17 protein-coding genes are annotated in these 19,470 nt (G+C 65.6%); 11 read left to right on the forward strand and 6 right to left on the reverse strand.

Features of this window, described 5'->3' with window-relative positions; translation table 11 throughout:
- Nucleotides 1–3: 3 nt before the first annotated feature.
- Nucleotides 4–876 (reverse strand): hypothetical protein, encoded by an 873-nt coding sequence (locus J2T47_RS18725; protein WP_253449961.1) that lies wholly within the window; start codon nucleotides 874–876, stop codon nucleotides 4–6.
- Between the two features lie 397 nt (nucleotides 877–1,273).
- On the reverse strand, nucleotides 1,274–2,500 hold the full coding sequence (locus tag J2T47_RS18730) for an EAL domain-containing response regulator (RefSeq protein ID WP_253449964.1): 1,227 nt from the start codon (nucleotides 2,498–2,500) through the stop codon (nucleotides 1,274–1,276).
- A gap of 283 nt (nucleotides 2,501–2,783) precedes the next feature.
- Here J2T47_RS18730 and otsB point away from each other — a divergent pair, with 283 nt between their 5' ends.
- The 3 genes from otsB to otsA are packed head-to-tail and all read left to right on the forward strand — an operon-like array spanning nucleotide 2,784 to nucleotide 6,786.
- Complete coding sequence (gene otsB / locus J2T47_RS18735; RefSeq protein WP_253449967.1) at nucleotides 2,784–3,599, forward strand: trehalose-phosphatase; 816 nt, start codon at nucleotides 2,784–2,786, stop codon at nucleotides 3,597–3,599.
- Entirely contained in the window at nucleotides 3,596–5,395 is a 1,800-nt protein-coding gene (locus J2T47_RS18740) for a glycoside hydrolase family 15 protein (protein WP_253449970.1), read from the forward strand. The genes otsB and J2T47_RS18740 overlap by 4 nt, the downstream gene beginning before the upstream one ends.
- The gene (gene otsA, locus J2T47_RS18745; RefSeq protein ID WP_253449973.1) at nucleotides 5,377–6,786 is read left to right on the forward strand and encodes an alpha,alpha-trehalose-phosphate synthase (UDP-forming); all 1,410 of its coding nucleotides are present in this window, start codon (nucleotides 5,377–5,379) and stop codon (nucleotides 6,784–6,786) included. Before J2T47_RS18740 ends, otsA begins: the two co-directional genes overlap by 19 nt.
- Nucleotides 6,787–6,833: 47 nt before the next feature.
- On the opposite strand, the gene J2T47_RS18750 is transcribed toward otsA, so the two are convergent.
- Nucleotides 6,834–7,001, reverse strand: coding sequence for a hypothetical protein (locus J2T47_RS18750; protein WP_167523180.1), 168 nt, complete (start codon nucleotides 6,999–7,001; stop codon nucleotides 6,834–6,836).
- Nucleotides 7,002–7,291: 290 nt separating this feature from the next.
- On the opposite strand from J2T47_RS18750, the gene J2T47_RS18755 reads away from it, so the two are divergent.
- Nucleotides 7,292–7,501, forward strand: a complete 210-nt coding sequence (locus tag J2T47_RS18755) for a cold-shock protein (protein WP_017518411.1) — start codon at nucleotides 7,292–7,294, stop codon at nucleotides 7,499–7,501.
- A gap of 153 nt (nucleotides 7,502–7,654) precedes the next feature.
- On the opposite strand, the gene J2T47_RS18760 is transcribed toward J2T47_RS18755, so the two are convergent.
- From J2T47_RS18760 to J2T47_RS18770, 3 genes are all read right to left on the reverse strand, one after another.
- Entirely contained in the window at nucleotides 7,655–8,935 is a 1,281-nt protein-coding gene (locus tag J2T47_RS18760; protein WP_253449976.1) for an MFS transporter, read from the reverse strand.
- 131 nt (nucleotides 8,936–9,066) lie between these two features.
- A complete protein-coding gene (locus tag J2T47_RS18765; RefSeq protein ID WP_253449980.1) occupies nucleotides 9,067–10,221 on the reverse strand; it encodes an acyl-CoA dehydrogenase family protein in 1,155 nt (384 codons plus the stop codon).
- 60 nt (nucleotides 10,222–10,281) lie between these two features.
- Nucleotides 10,282–11,148 (reverse strand): IclR family transcriptional regulator, encoded by an 867-nt coding sequence (locus tag J2T47_RS18770; RefSeq protein WP_253449983.1) that lies wholly within the window; start codon nucleotides 11,146–11,148, stop codon nucleotides 10,282–10,284.
- Nucleotides 11,149–11,391: 243 nt separating this feature from the next.
- Here J2T47_RS18770 and J2T47_RS18775 point away from each other — a divergent pair, with 243 nt between their 5' ends.
- The 7 genes from J2T47_RS18775 (at nucleotide 11,392) to J2T47_RS18805 (ending at nucleotide 19,451) form a co-directional block, all read left to right on the forward strand.
- Nucleotides 11,392–12,168 (forward strand): enoyl-CoA hydratase, encoded by a 777-nt coding sequence (locus J2T47_RS18775; protein WP_253449986.1) that lies wholly within the window; start codon nucleotides 11,392–11,394, stop codon nucleotides 12,166–12,168.
- Nucleotides 12,165–13,706, forward strand: coding sequence for a 3-hydroxyacyl-CoA dehydrogenase (locus tag J2T47_RS18780; RefSeq protein WP_253449989.1), 1,542 nt, complete (start codon nucleotides 12,165–12,167; stop codon nucleotides 13,704–13,706). Before J2T47_RS18775 ends, J2T47_RS18780 begins: the two co-directional genes overlap by 4 nt.
- Before the next feature lie 33 nt (nucleotides 13,707–13,739).
- On the forward strand, nucleotides 13,740–14,942 hold the full coding sequence (locus tag J2T47_RS18785) for a 3-oxoadipyl-CoA thiolase (protein WP_253449992.1): 1,203 nt from the start codon (nucleotides 13,740–13,742) through the stop codon (nucleotides 14,940–14,942).
- Between the two features lie 22 nt (nucleotides 14,943–14,964).
- The gene (locus tag J2T47_RS18790; protein WP_253449995.1) at nucleotides 14,965–16,203 is read left to right on the forward strand and encodes a CaiB/BaiF CoA transferase family protein; all 1,239 of its coding nucleotides are present in this window, start codon (nucleotides 14,965–14,967) and stop codon (nucleotides 16,201–16,203) included.
- A 240-nt stretch (nucleotides 16,204–16,443) separates the two neighbouring features.
- Nucleotides 16,444–17,193 carry an electron transfer flavoprotein subunit beta/FixA family protein gene (locus tag J2T47_RS18795; RefSeq protein WP_253449997.1) on the forward strand — a complete coding sequence of 250 codons (750 nt, stop codon included), beginning with the start codon at nucleotides 16,444–16,446 and terminating at the stop codon, nucleotides 17,191–17,193.
- Entirely contained in the window at nucleotides 17,193–18,122 is a 930-nt protein-coding gene (locus J2T47_RS18800) for an electron transfer flavoprotein subunit alpha/FixB family protein (RefSeq protein ID WP_253450000.1), read from the forward strand. Before J2T47_RS18795 ends, J2T47_RS18800 begins: the two co-directional genes overlap by 1 nt.
- A 78-nt stretch (nucleotides 18,123–18,200) precedes the next feature.
- Nucleotides 18,201–19,451, forward strand: a complete 1,251-nt coding sequence (locus J2T47_RS18805) for an OprD family porin (RefSeq protein ID WP_253450004.1) — start codon at nucleotides 18,201–18,203, stop codon at nucleotides 19,449–19,451.
- Nucleotides 19,452–19,470: the final 19 nt, after the last annotated feature.

Here is a 19,470-nt window from a genome sequence, read left to right on the forward strand (position 1 = left end):
AGGTCAGTTGGCGGGGGTGAGCTGCAGCACGCGGTTGCGGCCGCCTTCGGCGAGCAGGTAGCCGCCCTTGCCGTCGGGCACGATGGATTGCGGCGCCTTGAGGAACGACAGGACAGTGCGCGGTTCGCCCTTGCCGTCCCACAGCAGCAGGCGGGCGCGGTGGGTGGAGTCTTCGCTGATCCACAGGCCGCGCGAATCGCACATCAGGAAGGTGGGCTGGTTCAGGCCGGAGAGCAGGATCGGGTCCTTGCCGTCGTCGCTGAACTGGTGCACGACGCCTTTCTTCTTCTCGGTGTAAAGCAGCTTGCCGTCGGTGCAACGGGTGATCGATTCGGTTTCCTGCAGCTTGTCGCGCAGTACGGTCAGCTCGCCATCGCTCCAGCGATAGCGCAGCAGACGGCCGTCTTCGCGGCGGTCCTCGATGGCATAGAGGTTTTCGCCGTCATCCCACAGGCCCTGCACGGACTGGCCCATGAACAGGTCGGTGACCTTGCCGTCCTTGAGCAGTTGTACCGGCTTGCCGTCGGATTCCTGGCTGAACACCCAGCCGCCCTGGGCGGCGATCATGCCGTCGGGCTTGGAGAGGCTGTCGACCATGACCTTGCGCTGGCCGTCGGTGGCGATGCGCAGGATGTTGCCCTTGTCTTTTTTCAGCTCCTGGCTGACCAGCAGGCTGCCATCGGGCAGCGGCACCAGCGATGCAGCTTTCTGCACGTTCTTGTGCAGCACCTCGACGGACCAGCCATCGGCGGCCTGGACGGGATAGAAGCCTTGCCAGGCGAAGAAGCCAAGGGCGGCCACGACGATGACGCCAGTGCCGGTCAGGGCAAGGCGAGTCAGCGAGCGGCGGGACGAACGCACGGAAGTCTGGGGCATGTATCGGCTGCCAAAACTGAAGGTGGGCAACGCTGGGACGAACCTTTTGGATTTATGCCTTCCTGGCATCCAGCATGCGGCCGGGCATGGTAACCAGACAGTTCATCCGCGGGCTAGGGCGAATCCGCGTGACGGACATCACGCACGGCCACGCGGAAAAACCGGGCAAGTCGTCGTTTGGCCGGCGCGATTGGCACGAATGTGCAGCGAATTGGCGGGTATTAGCCGAGGAATTTGCGGTGTTTTGTCGCGTATGTGCCGATTTGCCCTTAATGCGGGAGAACTGGGAAGACGCGCTGATGGCCAATGGCCTACAATCCTTGCGTCCTTTGCTGAGGACAATCCAGACGGCTGTTGCGGACAGGAAGTCCGCAACAGCCGTTTTCTTTTCCGCGTTTCACTGCGCCGGGCGTATCGCCTGAACCGCTTCCAGTTTCTGCAGCCGAAGCGGTGCTCCACGCAGGAAGGTGCCGATCTGGCTGGCATCCATCGGCTTGCCGAACAGATAGCCCTGCGCGCAATCGCAGTCCAGCTGCTGCAACTGGCGAAGCTGCGCGGCGTTCTCCACACCCTCGGCTATCACCCTGAGGCCCAGCTCGTGGCCGAGCGCCAGGGCGTTGCGCAGCACGATGAGGCGGCGCGGGTCACCCTTGTTCACGTCGGCCACCAGGTGGCGGTCGAGCTTCATCTCGGTGAAGGGCAGTTCCATCAGACGCTGCAGAGTGGAGTGGCCACAGCCGAAGTCGTCGATGGCCAGGCCGCAGCCCAGCAGACGCAGGCGCAGCACGTTCTCCAGGCTCAACGACGGCGCGTGCAGCGGCGAGGCTTCGGTCAGCTCGAAGGTGATGCGCTTGGGCTCGATGTCCAGCAGGCGCAGATTGCGCTCTACCGCGGCGGCAAAGTCGGTCTGGGCGATCTGCTCGGCTTCCAGGTTGAACGACAGCTTCAGCTCATCGTTGCCCTGGGATCGCAGGGCCTCGGCGGCCTGGGTCATCAGTTCGAAGAGCATGCCGTCGAGCTTGCCGGCACGGCGCAGCCCTGGCAGGAACTCGCCGGGGAGCAGGACGTTTGCGTCCTCCAGTTGCCAGCGTGCCAGCACCTCGAATCCATAAACCTGCGCGGTCGCCACGGATACCTTGGGTTGCAGGTAGGCGCGCAGACGCCCCTGCGAGGGCAGGTTGGCGGCCTCGCTGTCCTCGTCCGCAATGGCGTCGTTCAGCGACAGGCCAAGCTGCGCTTCCCGGGGCTGGAAGTCGGTGAGCAAGGCTCGCAGACGCTCCAGGGTCGCAGCCTCGTTGCCCAGCCAGAACACCCGCAGGCCCTGCAACTGCAGCAGGTGGGAGAGGGCGCTCCAGGTGCCCGGCGCCATCTCCCCGCTGACCACTACGCCATGGGCGAGGCGCTCGCGGGCTACGGCCTGGAGGAGTTCCAGGCGCGAAACCGGATCAATGCGCACATCGCAGATCAACAGGTGGACGCCCCCCTGGCTGCGCAGCCGATCCAGTGCGAAAGCATTGCTGGAAACCTCGGACAGGAAGCTGTAGCCCAGGTGATGCAGCGCAGTGACAGCGGTGGAACGGTGCAGGCCGGAAGCCTGGAGCACCAGCGCAGAGAGCGGAAGCATGGGGTTTTCTCATGGAGGATTGGCCCGGCGCATTTTCGAGATTGGCGTTTGAGCTGTGAGGTGGATCATTCCGGGTTTTCTGTAAGGGAAATCCCATCAGGTGTTGTCGGGGCACCTGCTCTGAACCCCCGGAAGCTCTGGCCTGCGCCTTGCCGGGTGGCATGCGGGTGAAACCCGAGGTCGACCCTGGCGGTCCCACATGTTAGGGTCCTTGGGCTCCCTTTCACGTCCGCACCGGCTACCCACGGCCTCGCGGCACGCCCTGAACATGGAGAAATGGCTCATGTCACGTCCCGTACCCAGGGGACCTGTCGACACCGCCATGGTCCCGCATAGCGAGGCCTCAGCCACTGCGCTGCTGAACCTCTGGCTCAGCCGACCTCAGCAGAGCGCACTGTTCCTGGATGTCGACGGAACCCTTCTGGACATCGCCGAATCACCCGGCGCGGTCGTCGTACCGCCCGGGCTGCTCGATGCCCTCACGCACCTGCATCGCCGACTCGACGGTGCCCTGGCCCTGATCAGTGGCCGCCCGGTCGAAGAACTCGACCGGCTTCTGCAACCCCTGCGTCTCGCCGCCAGCGGCGGCCACGGCGCCCATTGGCGCGACAGTGGCGACAGCCCCTTGCGCCGCACCAGCAAAGACCTGCCCGCCTGCGTGCGAGTGCAGTTGAACGCCCTGGCGAACCGGCATGTCGGAATCCATGCCGAAGACAAGGGCAGCAGCTACGCGCTGCATTACCGCTCGGCACCCTCGCTCGCCGCAGAACTGCGTGTCGAGCTGCAGGCTTTGTTGCGGGCGCCGGAGGGCGCAGGGCTGCGCTTGCTCAGCGGCAAGCAGGTCTACGAGATCGTCCCCGAAGGCGTCGACAAGGCCCAGGCGATCCAGCGACTGCTGGGCACGCCAGGCTTTGCCGGGCGCCTGCCGTTGTACATCGGCGACGACGTCACCGACGAACCCGCTATCGCGCTGATGCCCGCGCTGGGCGGCCTCGGCCTCTCGGTCGGGCGCGCCTTGCCCGGTGCCAGCGCGGTGTTCAGCGACGCGGAGCAAGTCCGTGGAGCACTCATGCAAGCAGCAGGAGGACATCACCGATGACGAACCCACAGGAAGGCGCACTGGAACTCGGCCTGATCGGCAATTGCCGGGTGGCCGCGCTGGTCAACCCGCAGGCTCGGCTGGTCTGGTGGTGTTACCCGAATTTCGACAGCGATCCGGTTTTTTCCCGGCTACTGGCTGGCGACGATGAAAAGGGCTTCGCCGACGTGGTGCTGGAGAACCAGGTCAGCAGCACATCCGACTACCAGCGCAACACGGCGATCATCACCACCGTGCTGCGTGACGGCAGTGGCGGGGCGGTGCGCATCACCGACTTCGCCCCGCGCTTCCTGCAGCACGGCGACATCTACCGGCCGGCGCAGCTGTGCCGACTGATCGAGCCGCTCGAAGGCATGCCGAAGGTCACTCTGCGCGTGCGTCCGACCCACGGCTACGGCAAGCCAAGCCAGGGTGCGACCGGCTCCAGCCATATCCGCTACCTGGAAGGCGACGAGCCGCTGCGCCTGACCACCGATGCACCGCTGGCCTACATCCAGCACGAGACGCCGTTCGCCCTGCGGCATCCGGTGAGCCTGGTGATCGGCCTCGACGAGCCGCTGGGCAATGCCCCCGGTGAAGTGGTTCGCGACTACCTCAAGCGCACCCAGAATCACTGGCACGACTGGGTGCGCGGGCTGGCCATCTGCTTCGAGTGGCAGCAGGTGGTGATCCGCTCGGCGATCACCCTGAAGCTGTGCAACTTCGAGGACACGGGCGCCATCATCGCTGCTGCCACCACCTCCGTGCCGGAGGCGCCGGACTCGCAGCGCAACTGGGACTACCGCTACTGCTGGCTGCGTGATGCCTACTTCGTGATCCTCGCCCTCAACCGCCTGGGGGCCACGCGGACCATGGAGGGCTACATCGACTTCATCACCACCGTGGCCAGCGGCGACGCCGAGCTCAAGCCGCTGTACGGGATAATCCCTAACCAGGACCTCACCGAGCGCATCGAACCGGACCTCGCCGGCTTCCTCAATCACGCCCCGGTGCGCGTCGGCAATCAGGCGGTGGAGCAGAACCAGCACGACGTGTTCGGTTCGGTGGCGCTGGCGGTGTTGCAGAGCTTCGTCGACGAGCGACTGCCCAATCCCAGCAGCGAAGGCATGTTGCAGTTGCTCGAGAGCCTGGCCGCCAGGGCCGAAAACGCGGCCTTCGAGCCGGATGCCGGCATTTGGGAATACCGCGGCCGCCAGCGCATCCATACCCATTCCGCGTTGCTCTGCTGGGTCGCCTGCGACCGGGTCGGGCACATCGCTGCGCGCCTGGGCCGCAGGGAGCAGGCGAAGGGCTGGATGGACAAGGCCGCCAACCTGCGCGAGCGCATCCTGGCCGAAGCCTGGAGCGAGAAGAAACAGTGCTTCACCGGCGCCTTCGGTCATGACGACCTCGACGCCAGTGTGCTGCTGATGAACGAGCTGGGAATCATCGCGGCGGACGATCCGCGTTTCATCGCCACGGTCGATTGCATTGGCCGCGAGCTGAACGTCAACGGGCAGATGCTGCGCTACGCCGCGGCGGACGATTTCGGCGTGCCGGAAACGGCTTTCTTGGTGGTGAAGTTCTGGTACCTGGACGCGCTGGCCGCCATCGGCCGCAGAGACGAGGCTCGCCAGCTGTTCGAACAGCTGATCGCCGCGCGTAACCGCTACGGGCTGCTCTCGGAGGACCTGCACCCGCACACCGGGGAGCTTTGGGGGAACATCCCGCAGACCTACTCCATGGCCGGGTTGGTCAACTCCGCCATGCGTCTGTCCACTGGCTGGGAGGAGGGACTATGTCGCGTCTCGTGGTGATCTCCAACCGGGTGGGCATTCCCGGCGAGAACGGGCCGGCTCCCGGTGGGCTGGCCGTAGCGGTGGACGCGGCGATGCGCAACCGCGAGGGCATCTGGTTCGGCTGGAGCGGCAGGAAGGCCGAGGAGCCGGGCCCGCTGACCATGGTGCAGCGCGACAACCTGCAGTACGTCCTGACCGATCTGCACCCGCAGGATTTCGACGAGTACTACAACGGCTTCGCCAACCGTGTGCTCTGGCCGATCCTGCATTACCGGGTGGACCTGGCCGAGTTCAACGAGGCCGAGTTCGGCGGCTACCAGCGGGTCAACGAGTTCTTCGCCGAGCGCCTGAGCCCGCTGCTGGAGGAAGATGACGTCCTCTGGGTCCACGACTACCACCTGATCCCCCTGGCCCTGGCGCTGAGGCAGCGCGGGCACGGCAATCGCATCGGCTTCTTCCTGCACATCCCGATGCCGCCGGCCGACCTCATCACCGCGCTGCCGCACCATGACGAACTGATCCGCGCACTCACCGAGTACAACCTGATCGGCTTCCAGACCGAGAACGACGCCAGCAACTTCGCCCGTTACCTCACCCGCGTAGTGGGCGCGGCGACGCCCGATGGCCGGCGCTATCACCTGGAGGACCAGCACTTCCGCGTCGGTGTGTTCCCGGTGGGCGTGGATGCAGAAGGCTTTCGCCGGCTTGCCGAAGAGGCTTCGCAGAGCCAGGCCGCCCAGGACCTGCGTGAAAGCCTGGGCGGACGCGCGCTGATGGTGGGCGTGGACCGTCTCGACTACTCCAAGGGCATCGTCAACCGGCTGGACGGCTACGAGCGATTCCTCGAGGGCAATCCGGACTGGCACAACCGCGTCACCTGCCTGCAGATATCACCCGGCAGCCGCCAGGACATCCCCGAATACGCCGACATCGATGCCGCCGTGAGCGCGCGGGTAGGGCACATCAACGGGCGTTTCGGTGCCGTGTCCTGGGTGCCGCTGCGTTATGTGGCGCGCAACCACCAGCGGGCGGACATTGCGATGGTCATGCGCCACGCGCGGATCGGCCTGGTGACGCCGCTGCGCGATGGCATGAACCTGGTGGCCAAGGAATTCGTTGCCGCCCAGGACCCGGAGGATCCCGGCGTGCTGATCCTCTCCCAGTTCGCCGGCGCCGCTGCCGAGCTGGGCGGCGCGCTGATCATCAACCCGCATGACCGCGATGCCCTGGCCGACGCCATGCAGCGGGCCCTGCGCATGCCGCTCAAGGAGCGCCAGGCGCGTCACCGCGACATGTACGCGGTGCTGGAGGCCAATGACATCCGCTTCTGGGGGCCGAGCTTCATCGACGCGCTGACGCGGCCGGGCAGGGCGCTGAACTGGCTGTCGAACCATTACCTCAGCCACTGAAACGCAAAATCCCGCCATGGCGGGGTTTTCTTCATGCATTCAAACGGTCAGGGCGCCGGTTTCTTCCCATCGGACTTCGCCCACTGCGACTTCCGCTCGACCTTCACTGCCAGTTGGCCAACGGGGATTTCCTGGATTTCGCCACCCTGGGAGAGGAAAGCGGCAATCTTTTCATCGAGCTCCGAACGTTCGCGAATCAGCTGTGAATCAGTCATGAAGTCACCTTTGCGTTGGGCGCCAAGCCGGCCCCGCCAGCCTACACGTCTTTGGCCTTTCGCGTCGTAATTGCTCGACCATTTGTCAAAATCGCACCCTACCAGCAAAAAAAGCTATGAATCGGCGCCAAACCTTGTATTCTGCATGGGCTGCCTGCCCAGTAACGAGTTCCGCGACTTGATGTTCTTCTACAAGATGCTCCATCTCCTCGGCACCTCTTCACTACGCATTCAGCTCATCGCCGGTCGGCATTCGGCCGGCCTTTAGCATTCTTTTAGGAGACAACATCATGTCCGATCGTCAAAACGGCATCGTCAAGTGGTTCAACGCTGAGAAGGGCTTCGGCTTCATCACCCCGGAAAGCGGCCCGGACGTATTCGTTCACTTCCGTCAGATCGAAGGCAACGGCTACAAGTCCCTCGACGAAGGCCAGAAGGTCAGCTTCGTTGTGACTGCCGGCCAGAAAGGCCCGCAAGCTGAACAAGTTCGCGCTGTCTAATCGACATCGCTGACGAAAAAGCCCCGCTTCGGCGGGGCTTTTTTTTGCCTGCGATTTGCCTGCGACTTGCCTCGATGTCCTTCGAGTGCACAAACAAAAACGCCCGGTGCAGTGCGCCGGGCGTTTTTCGTGGCTGGGCGCTGAGCGCTCAGGTCACTCCTGCTGCGGGTCGAACTGCTTGTCGCGGATCAGCAGCGCGGGGATCACGCCGCAGATGAAGTACGCCGCGCCCATCACCAGGAAGCCGACGCCAATGGACATCTGCGTGGCGAGGAAGCCGATCACCGCCGGGGCGATGGCCGCGCCGATGCGGCCGATGTTGTAGGCACCACCGACTGCCGTGCCGCGGAAGACGGCAGCGAAGCTCTCGGTCATGTAGGTCGCGTTCACGCCGTACGGGATGCCATAGAGGAAGCCGAACACCACCAGCATCCAGAGAATGTTCTCGGGGCTGTGGAACAGCACGATCACCGGCAGGAACACGGCGGTGCCCAGGGCGCCGAAGGAGAACACGGTGCGGCGGCCGAACCAGTCGGCGGCGACGCCGGCCAGGACCTTGCCGAGGATCATCGCGGCGTAGGTGCCCACCAGGTACGAGGTCATGGCCTTGAAGTTCATGCCCATCTCGGTTTCCAGGTAGGACGGCATCCAGTTGTTCACGCCGTAGTAGCCGAACTGCAGGAAGCCGGCCGTCAGCGCCCAGAACAGGAACATGCGGCTGGCCTTCGGGTCGGCGAAGATCTGCCTGAAGGCATTCTGCCGGGGTGCAGTGGCTGCGCGGCCGGACGAGCCTTCGGCCTTGCGCTGCTGGCGTTCAGCCTGCGCCTGGACCCAGGCGGCGGGTTCGGGGATCAGCTTGCGCATGGCGACGGCCAGCACCACCGGGATGATGGCGATGTAGAACAGGTAGCGCCAGCCATGGTCCGGCAGGATCCAGCCGGCCAGCAGGGTGGCGACGATGTAGCCCACCGACCAGCCGGCCTGCAGGGTGCCGAGTACGGTGGTGCGGTACTTGGTCGGCACGTATTCGGCCATCAGCGTGTTGCAGGCCACGTACAGGGCGCCCAGGCCCAGCGAGGCGACGAAGCGCGCGGCGGCGAACTGCCAGTAGTTGTGGGTCAGCCCGAGGATGGCGGTGCCGACGGAGAACAGCACGATGGTCCAGACCACCGTCTTGACCCGGCCGAAGCGGTCGCAGGCCCAGCCGCCGTAGATGCCGCCGAAGGCCATGCCGGCCAGGGTGACGCTGCCCAGGCTGCCGGCCTGGAGGTTGCTCAGGCCGAACTCGGCCTTGAGGCTGGTGAGGCTATAGGAGAGGAGCATCAGGTCTGCGCCATCGATCAGCAGGCCGATGAAGCAGAAGGCGAAGACCAGGACCCAGGTCTTGCTCTGGGTGGCGGCGCTCGCGGCCGGTGCGGAAGCAGTGTTTTCCATGAACGAATTACCTGTTGTAGTTGTTGGCGGGGCGGTTGGCCGACCCTCGGTAAGCGTGCGTGCGAATCCTGCCGGCAGGCGCGTGGTGCGTGGCCACGCGCCGCCGAATTGGGTGCCTCAGCGCCTATGTGTCAGGACTGGGCTTCGCGGATCATGTTGCGGGCGATGATCACCTGCTGAATCTGGGTGGTGCCCTCGTAGAGTCGGAACAGGCGGACGTCGCGGTAGAAGCGCTCGATGGCGTACTCGCTGACGTAGCCGGCGCCGCCGTGGATCTGCACGCAGCGGTCGGCCACGCGACCGCACATCTCGGTGGCGAACATCTTCGCGCAGGAGGCTTCGGTGCTGACGTTGCGGCCCTCATCGCGCTTGCGCGCGGCGTCCAGGACCATGCAGCGGGCGGCGTAGATCTCGGCCTTGCTGTCGGCGAGCATCGCCTGGATCAGCTGGAATTCGGCGATCGGCTGGCCGAACTGCTTGCGCTCCAGGGCGTATTGCAGCGCATCGGCGAGCATGCGCTCGGCGGCGCCGACGCTCAGTGCGGCAATGTGCAGGCGACCCTTGTCGAGCACCTTCATGGCGGTCTTGAAGCCCACGCCCTCGACGCCGCCGATCAACTGGCTGGCGGGGATGCGCACGTTGTCGAAGATCACGTCGCTGGTGTGCGCGCCTTTCTGGCCCATCTTGTGGTCCGGCTTGCCCAGGGAAATACCCGGCGTGCCGCGCTCGACGATGAAGGCGCTGATACCGCCGGAACCCTTGATCGCCGGGTTGGTGCGGGCCATCACGGTATAGATGCCGGCGTGCGGGGCGTTGGTGATGAAGCGCTTGGTGCCGTTGAGCACATAGAAGTCGCCATCGCGCACGGCGGTGGTCTTCAGCGAAGCGGCATCGGAGCCCGAGTCCGGCTCGGTCAGGCAGAAGGCGCTGAGCAGTTCGCCGCTGGCGAGCCTGGGCAGGTAGTGGGCTTTCTGCTCCGGCGTGCCGTCGATCAGGATGCCGATGGAGCCGATGCCGTTGTTGGTGCCGATGTAGGAGCGGAAGGCGGGGGAGGTGCGGCCGAGTTCGAAGGTGATGTTCACCTCTTCTTCCATGGTCACGCCCAGGCCGCCGAACTCTTCGGGGATGGTCAGGCCGAACAGGCCCATCTCGCGCATCTGCTCGACGATGTCCTGCGGGATCGCGTCGGTCTCGGCGACCTCGTTTTCCCGCGGAATCAGCACTTCGCCGACGAACTGGTGGATGGAATCCAGAAGTATCTGCAGCGTTTCTGGGTCTCGGATCATGTGCACTCCTCAAAAGGCCCGCGAGCGGGCCAGTCTTCCGAGGCACCGTCACCCGAGATTTCAGCGAGCGGCGGCACCTATGTTGTTGACCATGTTGATCAGGCGGGGCCCGATGTCGTCTTCGAGCTTCTCGCGTGTCAGCTGGAAGCTCGGGCCGCCGCAGTTGAAGGCCAGGAGCCCGTACTGCGGATGTACCAAGGGCACGGCGACGGAGTTGACGTCGCGGTGCCATTCGCCGATCGACAGGCAGTAGCCGTAATCGGTGAAGTCCCTGAAGGCGCGGTCCAGACCCTTGCGGATGGCCGGCCAGTTTTCCGGTTCGCGTTCACGAACGTGGTCGAGCAGGAATTCCCGCTCGTTCTCCGGCATCGCCGCGAGGCACGCGCGGCCCACCGAGCTCGCCGCCAGCGGCAGGTAGCTGCCGATCTGCCGGCGCATCGTCATGTTTCCCTGGCCCTGCACGACGTCCACGTAGACCATCTGCAGGCGGTCGCGGGCAGCCATGGCCACCGCCGCCTGGGCGTGGTTGGCCAGTTCTTCCATCAGTGGATGGGCCACCGCGCGGATCGACAGGTTCGACAGCATCGCGTAGCCGAAACCCAGCACGCCGACATCCAGCTGGTACTTGCCCGAATGCACCTCGCGCTTGAGGCAGCCCAGGCGCATCAGGGTGTTGGTCAGGCGCGTCACGGTCGGCTTGGGCAGGTCGGTCTTGCGCGCCAGGTCCTGGTTGCTCAGCACGTTTTCCCGTGGCGTGAAGCAACGCAGGATCTCCAGGCCGCGAGCCAGGGCCGTCACGAACTGGCCGCTGTTTTCCTCTTCGCTCAGTGCCGTGGCGGGGTCATACAGTCCCCGTTCCAGCAGGCCGATCTCACCTTCGTTTTTCGTCGGCGCAGCCGAGTCCATCTCCGTCTTGTTGCGGCGCATGGTAGAACCCCTATTCACGGAAAATCAATAAAATAAAATACAGTTTCGGCAGGCGAAATTGTAATGGGTCTTGGTCAGTTAGTACAGGCGTGCCCTTTAAAATATTCAATGCCGCGTATTTAAAGGCTTTTAGAGGGTGTTTCGATCTTCACCGTTTACAGGCTGGATGGGGTGTCACTATGATGAAATCGAAATACGGAATGTAGTTTCGTCAGACGAAACAAGCATGAGGTCAAAGCCCCAATGAGTACCAGCGTGGTTCATCTCGATATCCAGGCCGATGGTGTGGCGGTCGTCCGCATCGACCGTCCGGAAGCCAGGAACGCCCTGAATGCTGCCGTGCGCCAGCAACTGGCCGAGCACTTCCGTGCCGTCAGCGACCACCGCGAGGTTCGCGCGGTGGTGTTGACCGGGGGCGAGGAGTGCTTCGTCGCCGGGGCGGACATCCGCGAATTCGCCCAGGCCAGCCCCATCGAGATGTACCGCCGCCATACCGAGCTGCTGTGGGAAGCCATCTCGCGCTGCCCGAAGCCGGTGATCGCTGCGGTGAACGGTTTCGCCCTGGGCGGCGGCTGCGAGCTGGCGATGCACTGCGACATCATCGTCGCCGGTGAGTCGGCGCGCTTCGGACAGCCGGAAGTGAAGCTCGGCCTGATGCCCGGTGCGGGTGGCACCCAGCGGCTGATCCGCGCCGTGGGCAAGTTCCAGGCGATGCGCATCGCCCTGACCGGTTGCCTGATCAAGGCGCCGGAAGCCCTGGCCATCGGCATGCTCAGCGAAGTGGTGGAAGACGCGCGCACGCTGCCCCGCGCGCTGGAACTGGCCGCCGAGATCGCGGCGTTGCCGCCGCTGGCCGTGGCGCAGATCAAGGAAGTGATGCTCGCCGGCGCCGACCTGCCGCTGGAGAGCGCCCTGACCCTGGAGCGCAAGGCCTTCCAGCTGCTGTTCGACTCGCAGGACCAGAAGGAGGGCGCCGCCGCCTTCCTGGAAAAACGCCAAGCCAGCTTCCTGGGGGAATGAGCATGACCCTTACTTTCCGCATCGAGCGCATGGCCATCGTCGGCACCGGCGTCATGGGCAGCGGTATCGCCCAGATCGCCGCCCAGGCCGGCATCCAGGTGAAACTCTTCGACGCCCGTGACGGCGCCGCGCAAACCGCTCGCGACAACCTCGGCCGGACTCTCGCCAAGCTGGCGGAGAAGGGCAAGATCACAGCCGCCGAGGCAGACGCCACCCTGGCGCGCCTGCTGGTCGCCGGCTCCCTGAGCGAGCTGGCGGATTCCGACCTGGTGGTCGAGGCGATCATCGAGCGCCTGGATGCCAAGCAGGCGCTGCTGGCTGAGCTGGAAGCGGTGGTCAGCGCCAAGTGCATCCTCGCCACCAATACTTCCTCGCTGTCGGTCACCAGCATCGCCCGCGGCTGCCAGCATCCGCAGCGGGTGGCGGGCTTCCACTTCTTCAACCCGGTGCCGCTGATGAAGGTGGTCGAGGTGATCGACGGCCTGGCCAGCGATCCTCAGGTTGGCGATAGCCTGGTGGCGCTCGCCGCGCGCATGGGCCATCGCGGTATCCGCGCCAAGGACACCCCCGGTTTCATCATCAACCACGCCGGCCGCGCCTACAGCACCGAAGCGCTGCAGATACTCAAGGAAGCCATCGCCGAGCCGGCCGATATCGACCGCATCCTGCGCGAGGGCCTGGGCTTCCGCATGGGGCCGCTGGAGCTGTTCGACCTCACCGCGCTGGATGTTTCCCATCCGGTGATCGAGTCCATCTACAACCAGTTCTACCAGGAGCCGCGCTATCGCCCGGCGGCGCTGACCCGGCAGATGCTCGAGGCCGGTTTCGTCGGGCGCAAGGTCGGGCGCGGCTTCTATCGTTATGCCGACGGCAAGATGATCGATGCGCCCGCGCCGCAAGCAGTGCCGAGCGTGGCCGCGCTGCCGCCGGTGTGGATCGGCGCAGAGAACGACCAGGATCGCGAGCTGCTCGGCGAACTGCTGAAGCAGCTCGGCGCGAACCTGGAGCAGGGCGCCCAGCCGAGCAGCGAGGCGCTGTGCCTGCTGGCTCCCTATGGCGTCGATGCGACCACGGCCTGCCAGAACTTCGCTACCGACCCGGCGCGGACCCTGTGTATCGACCTGCTGCTGGACCTGCAACGCCACCGCTGCCTGATGCAGAACCCGGCGACTTCTGCCGCCATGCGCGATGCCGCCCATGCGCTGCTGGCGGCTGATGGCGTGGGCGTCACGGTGATCAATGACAGTGTCGGCTTCGTCGCCCAGCGCGTGCTGGCGCTGATCGTCAACCTGGCCGGCGACATCGTCCAGCAGCGCATCGCCAGCGTCGACGACCTCGATGAAGGCGTGCGCCGCGGCCTGGGGTACCCCCAAGGCCCGCTGGCCTGGGGCGACAGCGTCGGCCCGGCGCGCCTGCTGACCATTCTCGAACGCATGACCGGCCTGACCGGCGACGCCCGCTACCGCCCCGGCCCCTGGCTGCGCCGCCGCGCCGCGCTGGGGTTGTCGCTGCGCCATGCCGAGCCCGCGCTGGGCTGAGGCCCGGCGTCCCCCTCTTTCAAGGAGACTTCCATGCTCAATGCCTTTATCTACGCCGGCCTGCGCACCCCCTTCGGGCGCCATGGCGGCGCCCTGGCTCCGGTGCGCCCGGACGACCTGATCGCCCAGGTGATCCGCGAGCTGCTGGCGCGCACCAGCGTGCCCGGCGAGGCCATCGAGGACGTGATCCTCGGCAACACCAACCAGGCCGGTGAAGACAGCCGCAACGTCGCCCGCCATGCCGCGCTGCTCGCCGGCCTGCCGGTGACAGTGCCGGGACAGACGGTGAACCGCCTGTGCGCCAGCGGTCTGGCTGCGGTCATCGACGCGGCGCGTGCCGTGACCTGTGGCGAAGGCGAACTGTTCGTCGCTGGCGGCGTGGAAAGCATGTCCCGCGCGCCCTTCGTCATGGCCAAGGCGGAGGCCGCCTACAGCCGCGACCTGACGGTGTTCGACAGCACCATCGGCGCGCGCTTCCCGAACCCGAAGATCATCGCCGGGTTCGGCAACGACACGATGCCGGAGACCGGCGACAACGTCGCCCGCGAGTTCGGCATCAGCCGCGAACAGGCCGACCGTTTCGCCGCCCGTTCCCAGGCCAACTTTGAAGCCGCCCGCCAGGCCGGTTTCTTCGCCGGGGAAATTCTCCCGGTCAGCGTGCCCACCGGGCGCAAGACTCCGCCGAACGTGGTCGAGCAGGACGAGCATCCGCGTCCGTCATCCGATGAAGCCGCGCTGGCGCGCCTGAAGCCACTGTCCGAAGGCGGCGTGGTCACCGCCGGCAATGCATCCGGCGTCAACGACGGCGCGGCCGCGCTGCTGATCGGCTCCGCCGAAGCGGGCGACCGCCACGGCCTCAAGCCGCTGGCGCGGATTCTCTCGGCAGCGGCGGTCGGCGTGGAGCCGCGCATCATGGGTGTCGGCCCGGTGGAGGCGATCAACAAGGCGCTTGCGCGCGCCGAACTGACCCTGGCCGACATGGACATCATCGAGATCAACGAAGCCTTCGCCTCCCAGGTGCTCGGTTGCCTGCACGGCCTGGGCGTGGACTTCGACGATGCGCGGGTCAACCCCAATGGCGGCGCCATCGCTGTCGGCCACCCGCTGGGCGCTTCCGGCGCGCGGCTGGCGCTGAGCGTAGCGCGACAACTGCAGCGCACCGGTCAACGCTATGCGGTGATCAGCCTGTGCATCGGTGTGGGCCAGGGGCTCGCCATGGTTATCGAGCGCGCGTGAGCGCGCCTGCGAGGAATTGAAGATGGGTGCTTTGAGCGGATACCGCGTACTCGACCTCAGCCGCGTGCTGGCCGGCCCCTGGTGCGGCCAGGTGCTGGCCGATCTGGGCGCGGAAGTGATCAAGATCGAACGTCCCGGCGTGGGTGACGACACCCGCGGCTGGGGCCCGCCCTACATGAAGGCCGCCGACGGCTCGGACAGCTCCGAGGCGGCGTACTACCAGTCGACCAACCGCAACAAGCTGTCGGTGGCGCTGAACCTGGCGACGCCTGAAGGCCAGGCCCTGGTGCGCGCCCTGGCCTGCGAGTGCGACGTGCTGATCGAGAACTACAAGGCCGGCTCGCTGGCCAAGTACGGTCTGGATTACGACAGCCTGTCGAAGGTCAATCCGCGCCTGGTCTACTGCTCCATCACCGGCTTCGGCCAGACCGGCCCGCGCGCCGAGGAGCCCGGCTACGACTTCATCATCCAGGGCATGGGCGGGCTGATGAGCATCACCGGCGAGAAGGACGGCGTGCCCGGCGCCAGCCCGCAGAAGGTTGGTGTCGCCGTGTCCGACGTGATGACCGGCCTGTACTCGGTGGTCGCCATCCAGGCCGCGCTGCTGGCGCGGGAGAAGACCGGCCGCGGCCAGCACTGCGACATGGCGCTGCTCGACGTGCAGGTCGCCATGCTCGGCAACCAGAGCCAGAACTTCCTCGCCACCGGCCGCTCGCCGGGCCGCCAGGGCAACGCCCACGTCAACATCGTGCCGTACCAGGTGTTCAGCGCGCAGGACATGGACTTCATCATCGCCTGCGGCAACGACAGCCAGTTCGTCTCGCTGTGCGACGCCATCGGCCTGCCCGAACTGCCGAAGGATCCGCGCTTCACCCGTAACGCCGACCGCGTGCGCAACCGCGACGTGATCGTCGGCAAGCTGGCCGAGCACTTCCAGGGCGACACCGCCGACAACTGGGTGCGGCGCATCCACGCGATGAAGGTGCCGGTCGGCGTGATCAACGATATCGGCCGCGCGCTGGACGAGCCGCAGGTGGTCGCCCGGGACATGCTGGTGGAGATTCCCCACGCGCAGAACCCGGCGTTCCGCATGGTCGGCAGCCCGCTGAAGCTGTCCGACACCCCGGTGGAATACCAGCGCCCGGCGCCGATGCTCGGCGAACACACCGACGAGGTGCTCAAGCGCCGCCTGGGCCTCGACGACGCGCGCCTGGCTGTGCTCAAGGCTGAGGGTGTGATCGAGCAGCTGGGCAAACCCTGATGCGTCAATGGTTGCAAGAGAGTAGGGCGCATAACGCGCCAGCGTTATCCGCCGCTGGCCCGAATGACGGCGGATAACCGCAAGCGGTTATGCGCCCTACGGTCGTTGAGTCCGTTCGCGAGCAGGCTCGCTCCTGCGGGGCGTTCCCCCCCCATTGCTCTTCGCAGGCGTGGGCCTGCTCGCGAACCCATCCCAACCACAGCGCCGTTGTAGGGCGGCGCCAGCCAAGGAAACAACCGAATGAAAGTACTGGTCGCGGTAAAACGCGTGGTCGATTACAACGTCAAGGTCCGCGTCAAGGCGGACCACTCCGGCGTCGATCTGGCCAACGTCAAGATGTCCATGAACCCCTTCTGCGAAATCGCCGTGGAAGAAGCCGTGCGCCTGAAAGAGAAAGGCGTCGCCACCGAGATCGTTGCGGTCTCCGTCGGCCCGACCGCTGCCCAGGAGCAATTGCGTACCGCATTGGCGCTGGGCGCAGACCGTGCGGTGCTGGTCGAGAGCAATGACGAGCTGAACTCGCTCGCCGTGGCCAAGGCCCTGAAAGCCATTGTCGACAAGGAGCAGCCGCAGCTGGTCATCCTCGGCAAGCAGGCCATCGACAGCGACAACAACCAGACCGGCCAGATGCTGGCCGCGCTGACCGGCTACGCCCAGGGTACCTTCGCCTCCAAGGTCGAGGTCGCTGGCGACAAGCTCAACGTCACCCGTGAAATCGACGGCGGCCTGCAGACCGTTGCCCTGAACCTGCCGGCCATCGTCACCACCGACCTGCGCCTGAACGAGCCGCGCTACGCGTCGCTGCCCAACATCATGAAGGCGAAGAAGAAGCCGCTGGACGTGGTGACCCCGGACGCCCTGGGCGTTTCCACCGCTTCCACCGTGAAGACCGTGAAAGTCGAAGCGCCCGCCGCGCGCAGCGCCGGCATCAAGGTGAAATCGGTGGCCGAACTGGTCGAGAAACTGAAGAACGAAGCGAAGGTGATCTGATGGCTGTTTTGGTTGTTGCAGAACATTCGAATGGCGCGCTGGGCTCGGCAACGCTGAACACAGTCGCTGCTGCGCAGAAGATCGGTGGTGACATCGCTGTTCTGGTCGCTGGCCAGAACGTCGGAGGCGTGGCTGAAGCCGCTGCCAGGATCGCCGGTGTTGCCAAGGTGCTGGTCGCCGACAACGCTGCCTACGCTCATCAGCTGCCGGAGAGTCTGGCGCCGCTGATCGCGGCCATCGCCGGTCATTTCAGCCACGTACTGGCCCCGGCCACCACCAACGGCAAGAACTTCCTGCCGCGCGTCGCCGCGCTGCTGGACGTCGACCAGATCTCCGAGATCAGCGAAGTGGTCAGCGCCGACACCTTCAAGCGCCCGATCTATGCCGGTAACGCCATCGCTACCGTGCAATCCTCGGCTGCCATCAAGGTCATCACCGTGCGTGGCACCGGCTTCGACGCCGTGGCTGCCGAAGGTGGCTCGGCCGCTGTCGAAGCCGTTTCCGGCCCGGCCGATGCCGGCAAGTCCGCCTTCGTGGGCGAAGAACTGGCCAAGTCCGACCGCCCGGAACTGACCGCTGCCAGGATCGTCGTTTCCGGCGGCCGTGGCATGGGCAATGGCGACAACTTCAGCATTCTTTACTCCCTGGCCGACAAGCTGGGCGCTGCCGTCGGCGCTTCCCGCGCCGCGGTCGACGCCGGCTTCGTGCCGAACGACATGCAGGTCGGTCAGACCGGCAAGATCGTTGCTCCGCAGCTGTACGTGGCCGTCGGTATCTCCGGCGCCATCCAGCACCTGGCGGGCATGAAGGATTCGAAAGTGATCGTTGCGATCAACAAGGACGAAGAGGCGCCGATCTTCCAGGTCGCCGACTACGGCCTGGTCGCCGACCTGTTCGAAGCCGTACCGGAGCTGGAACGGACTATCTGATCCCGCTCAATCCCCTGGCCGGGCCAGCGTTATCGGCCCGGCGTTTTGCCAACACCTCAGTAGAAAGAAACAACAACAATGAATACCCGTCGACTCCCTGTGCTGGTCTCCGGACTGGCGCTGCTGCCCCCGTTCGCCCTCGCCGATTTCCTCGCCGACAGCAAGGCCAGCATCGAAACGCGCAACTTCTACTTCAACCGCGACTACCGCCAGAGCGGCGCCGCCCAGTCGAAATCCGAGGAATGGGCGCAGGGCTTCCTGCTGCGCTACGAATCGGGCTACACCGACGGCACCGTTGGCGTCGGCGTCGATGCCCTCGGCCTGCTGGGCCTGAAGCTCGACTCCAGCCCGGATCGCTCCGGCTCCGGCCTGCTGCCGTATTCCGCCAGCGACAAGCGCGCCGCCGACGACTACAGCGACCTCGGCCTGACTGCCAAGCTGCGCGTCTCCAAGAGCACCCTGAAAGTCGGCACCCTGCTGCCCAAGCTGCCGGTGGTGCAGTACAACGACACCCGCCTGCTGCCGCAGACCTTCCAGGGCGCGCTGGTGGAATCGAAGGAGCTCGACGACCTCGACCTGCAGCTCGGCCAGCTGCGCGAGGTGAAGCAGCGCGATTCGTCCAACGACGAAGACCTGTCGATGACCCGCGGCAACAAGCGCAACATCGTGGCCGGCAGCCACCTGACCAGCGACCGCTTCAACCTCGCTGGCGGCACCTACCGCTGGAGCAATCAGCTCAGCACCAGCTACCACTACGCCAACCTCGAAGACCTCTATCGCCAGCACTACGTGAGCCTGGTGCACACGCTGCCGATCGCCGAGGGCCAGTCGCTGAAGTCCGACATCCGCTGGGCACGTTCCACCGACGATGGCGGCAGCAACGTCGACAACCGCGCGCTCAACGCCATGTTCACCTACAAGCTGGGCAACCAGGCGTTCGGCCTCGGGCTGCAGCGCATGTCCGGCGACACCGGCTTCGCCTACCTGTCCGGCACCGACCCGTACCTGGTCAACTACGTGCAGATCGGCGACTTCGCCAACAAGGACGAACGCTCCTGGCAGCTGCGCTACGACTTCAACTTCGCCTCCTACGGGCTGCCCGGCCTGAGCCTGATGACCCGCTACCTGCGCGGCGACAACATCGACCTGCTGAACGGGCAGGGCAACGGCAAGGAATGGGAGCGCGACACCGACGTCGGCTACCTGGTGCAGAGCGGCCCGCTGAAGAACGTCGGCTTCAAGCTGCGCAACAGCACCTTCCGCAGCAGCTTCGGCAATGACATGGACGAAACCCGCTTCATCGTCAGCTACACCTTGCCGATCTGGTAAGTGCGGTCTGAAGCCTCCC

The sequence above is a fragment of the Pseudomonas nitroreducens genome, from assembly GCF_024170165.1.
Classification (GTDB): domain Bacteria; phylum Pseudomonadota; class Gammaproteobacteria; order Pseudomonadales; family Pseudomonadaceae; genus Pseudomonas; species Pseudomonas nitroreducens_C.

Coding starts and splice junctions, on each gene's coding strand:
- J2T47_RS18725 (WP_253449961.1), bottom strand. CDS start 876: ATGCCCCAGACTTCCGTGCGTTCGTCCCGCCGCTCGCTGACTCGCCTT.
- J2T47_RS18730 (WP_253449964.1), bottom strand. CDS start 2,500: ATGCTTCCGCTCTCTGCGCTGGTGCTCCAGGCTTCCGGCCTGCACCGT.
- otsB (WP_253449967.1), top strand. CDS start 2,784: ATGTCACGTCCCGTACCCAGGGGACCTGTCGACACCGCCATGGTCCCG.
- J2T47_RS18740 (WP_253449970.1), top strand. CDS start 3,596: ATGACGAACCCACAGGAAGGCGCACTGGAACTCGGCCTGATCGGCAAT.
- otsA (WP_253449973.1), top strand. CDS start 5,377: ATGTCGCGTCTCGTGGTGATCTCCAACCGGGTGGGCATTCCCGGCGAG.
- J2T47_RS18750 (WP_167523180.1), bottom strand. CDS start 7,001: ATGACTGATTCACAGCTGATTCGCGAACGTTCGGAGCTCGATGAAAAG.
- J2T47_RS18755 (WP_017518411.1), top strand. CDS start 7,292: ATGTCCGATCGTCAAAACGGCATCGTCAAGTGGTTCAACGCTGAGAAG.
- J2T47_RS18760 (WP_253449976.1), bottom strand. CDS start 8,935: ATGGAAAACACTGCTTCCGCACCGGCCGCGAGCGCCGCCACCCAGAGC.
- J2T47_RS18765 (WP_253449980.1), bottom strand. CDS start 10,221: ATGATCCGAGACCCAGAAACGCTGCAGATACTTCTGGATTCCATCCAC.
- J2T47_RS18770 (WP_253449983.1), bottom strand. CDS start 11,148: ATGCGCCGCAACAAGACGGAGATGGACTCGGCTGCGCCGACGAAAAAC.
- J2T47_RS18775 (WP_253449986.1), top strand. CDS start 11,392: ATGAGTACCAGCGTGGTTCATCTCGATATCCAGGCCGATGGTGTGGCG.
- J2T47_RS18780 (WP_253449989.1), top strand. CDS start 12,165: ATGAGCATGACCCTTACTTTCCGCATCGAGCGCATGGCCATCGTCGGC.
- J2T47_RS18785 (WP_253449992.1), top strand. CDS start 13,740: ATGCTCAATGCCTTTATCTACGCCGGCCTGCGCACCCCCTTCGGGCGC.
- J2T47_RS18790 (WP_253449995.1), top strand. CDS start 14,965: ATGGGTGCTTTGAGCGGATACCGCGTACTCGACCTCAGCCGCGTGCTG.
- J2T47_RS18795 (WP_253449997.1), top strand. CDS start 16,444: ATGAAAGTACTGGTCGCGGTAAAACGCGTGGTCGATTACAACGTCAAG.
- J2T47_RS18800 (WP_253450000.1), top strand. CDS start 17,193: ATGGCTGTTTTGGTTGTTGCAGAACATTCGAATGGCGCGCTGGGCTCG.
- J2T47_RS18805 (WP_253450004.1), top strand. CDS start 18,201: ATGAATACCCGTCGACTCCCTGTGCTGGTCTCCGGACTGGCGCTGCTG.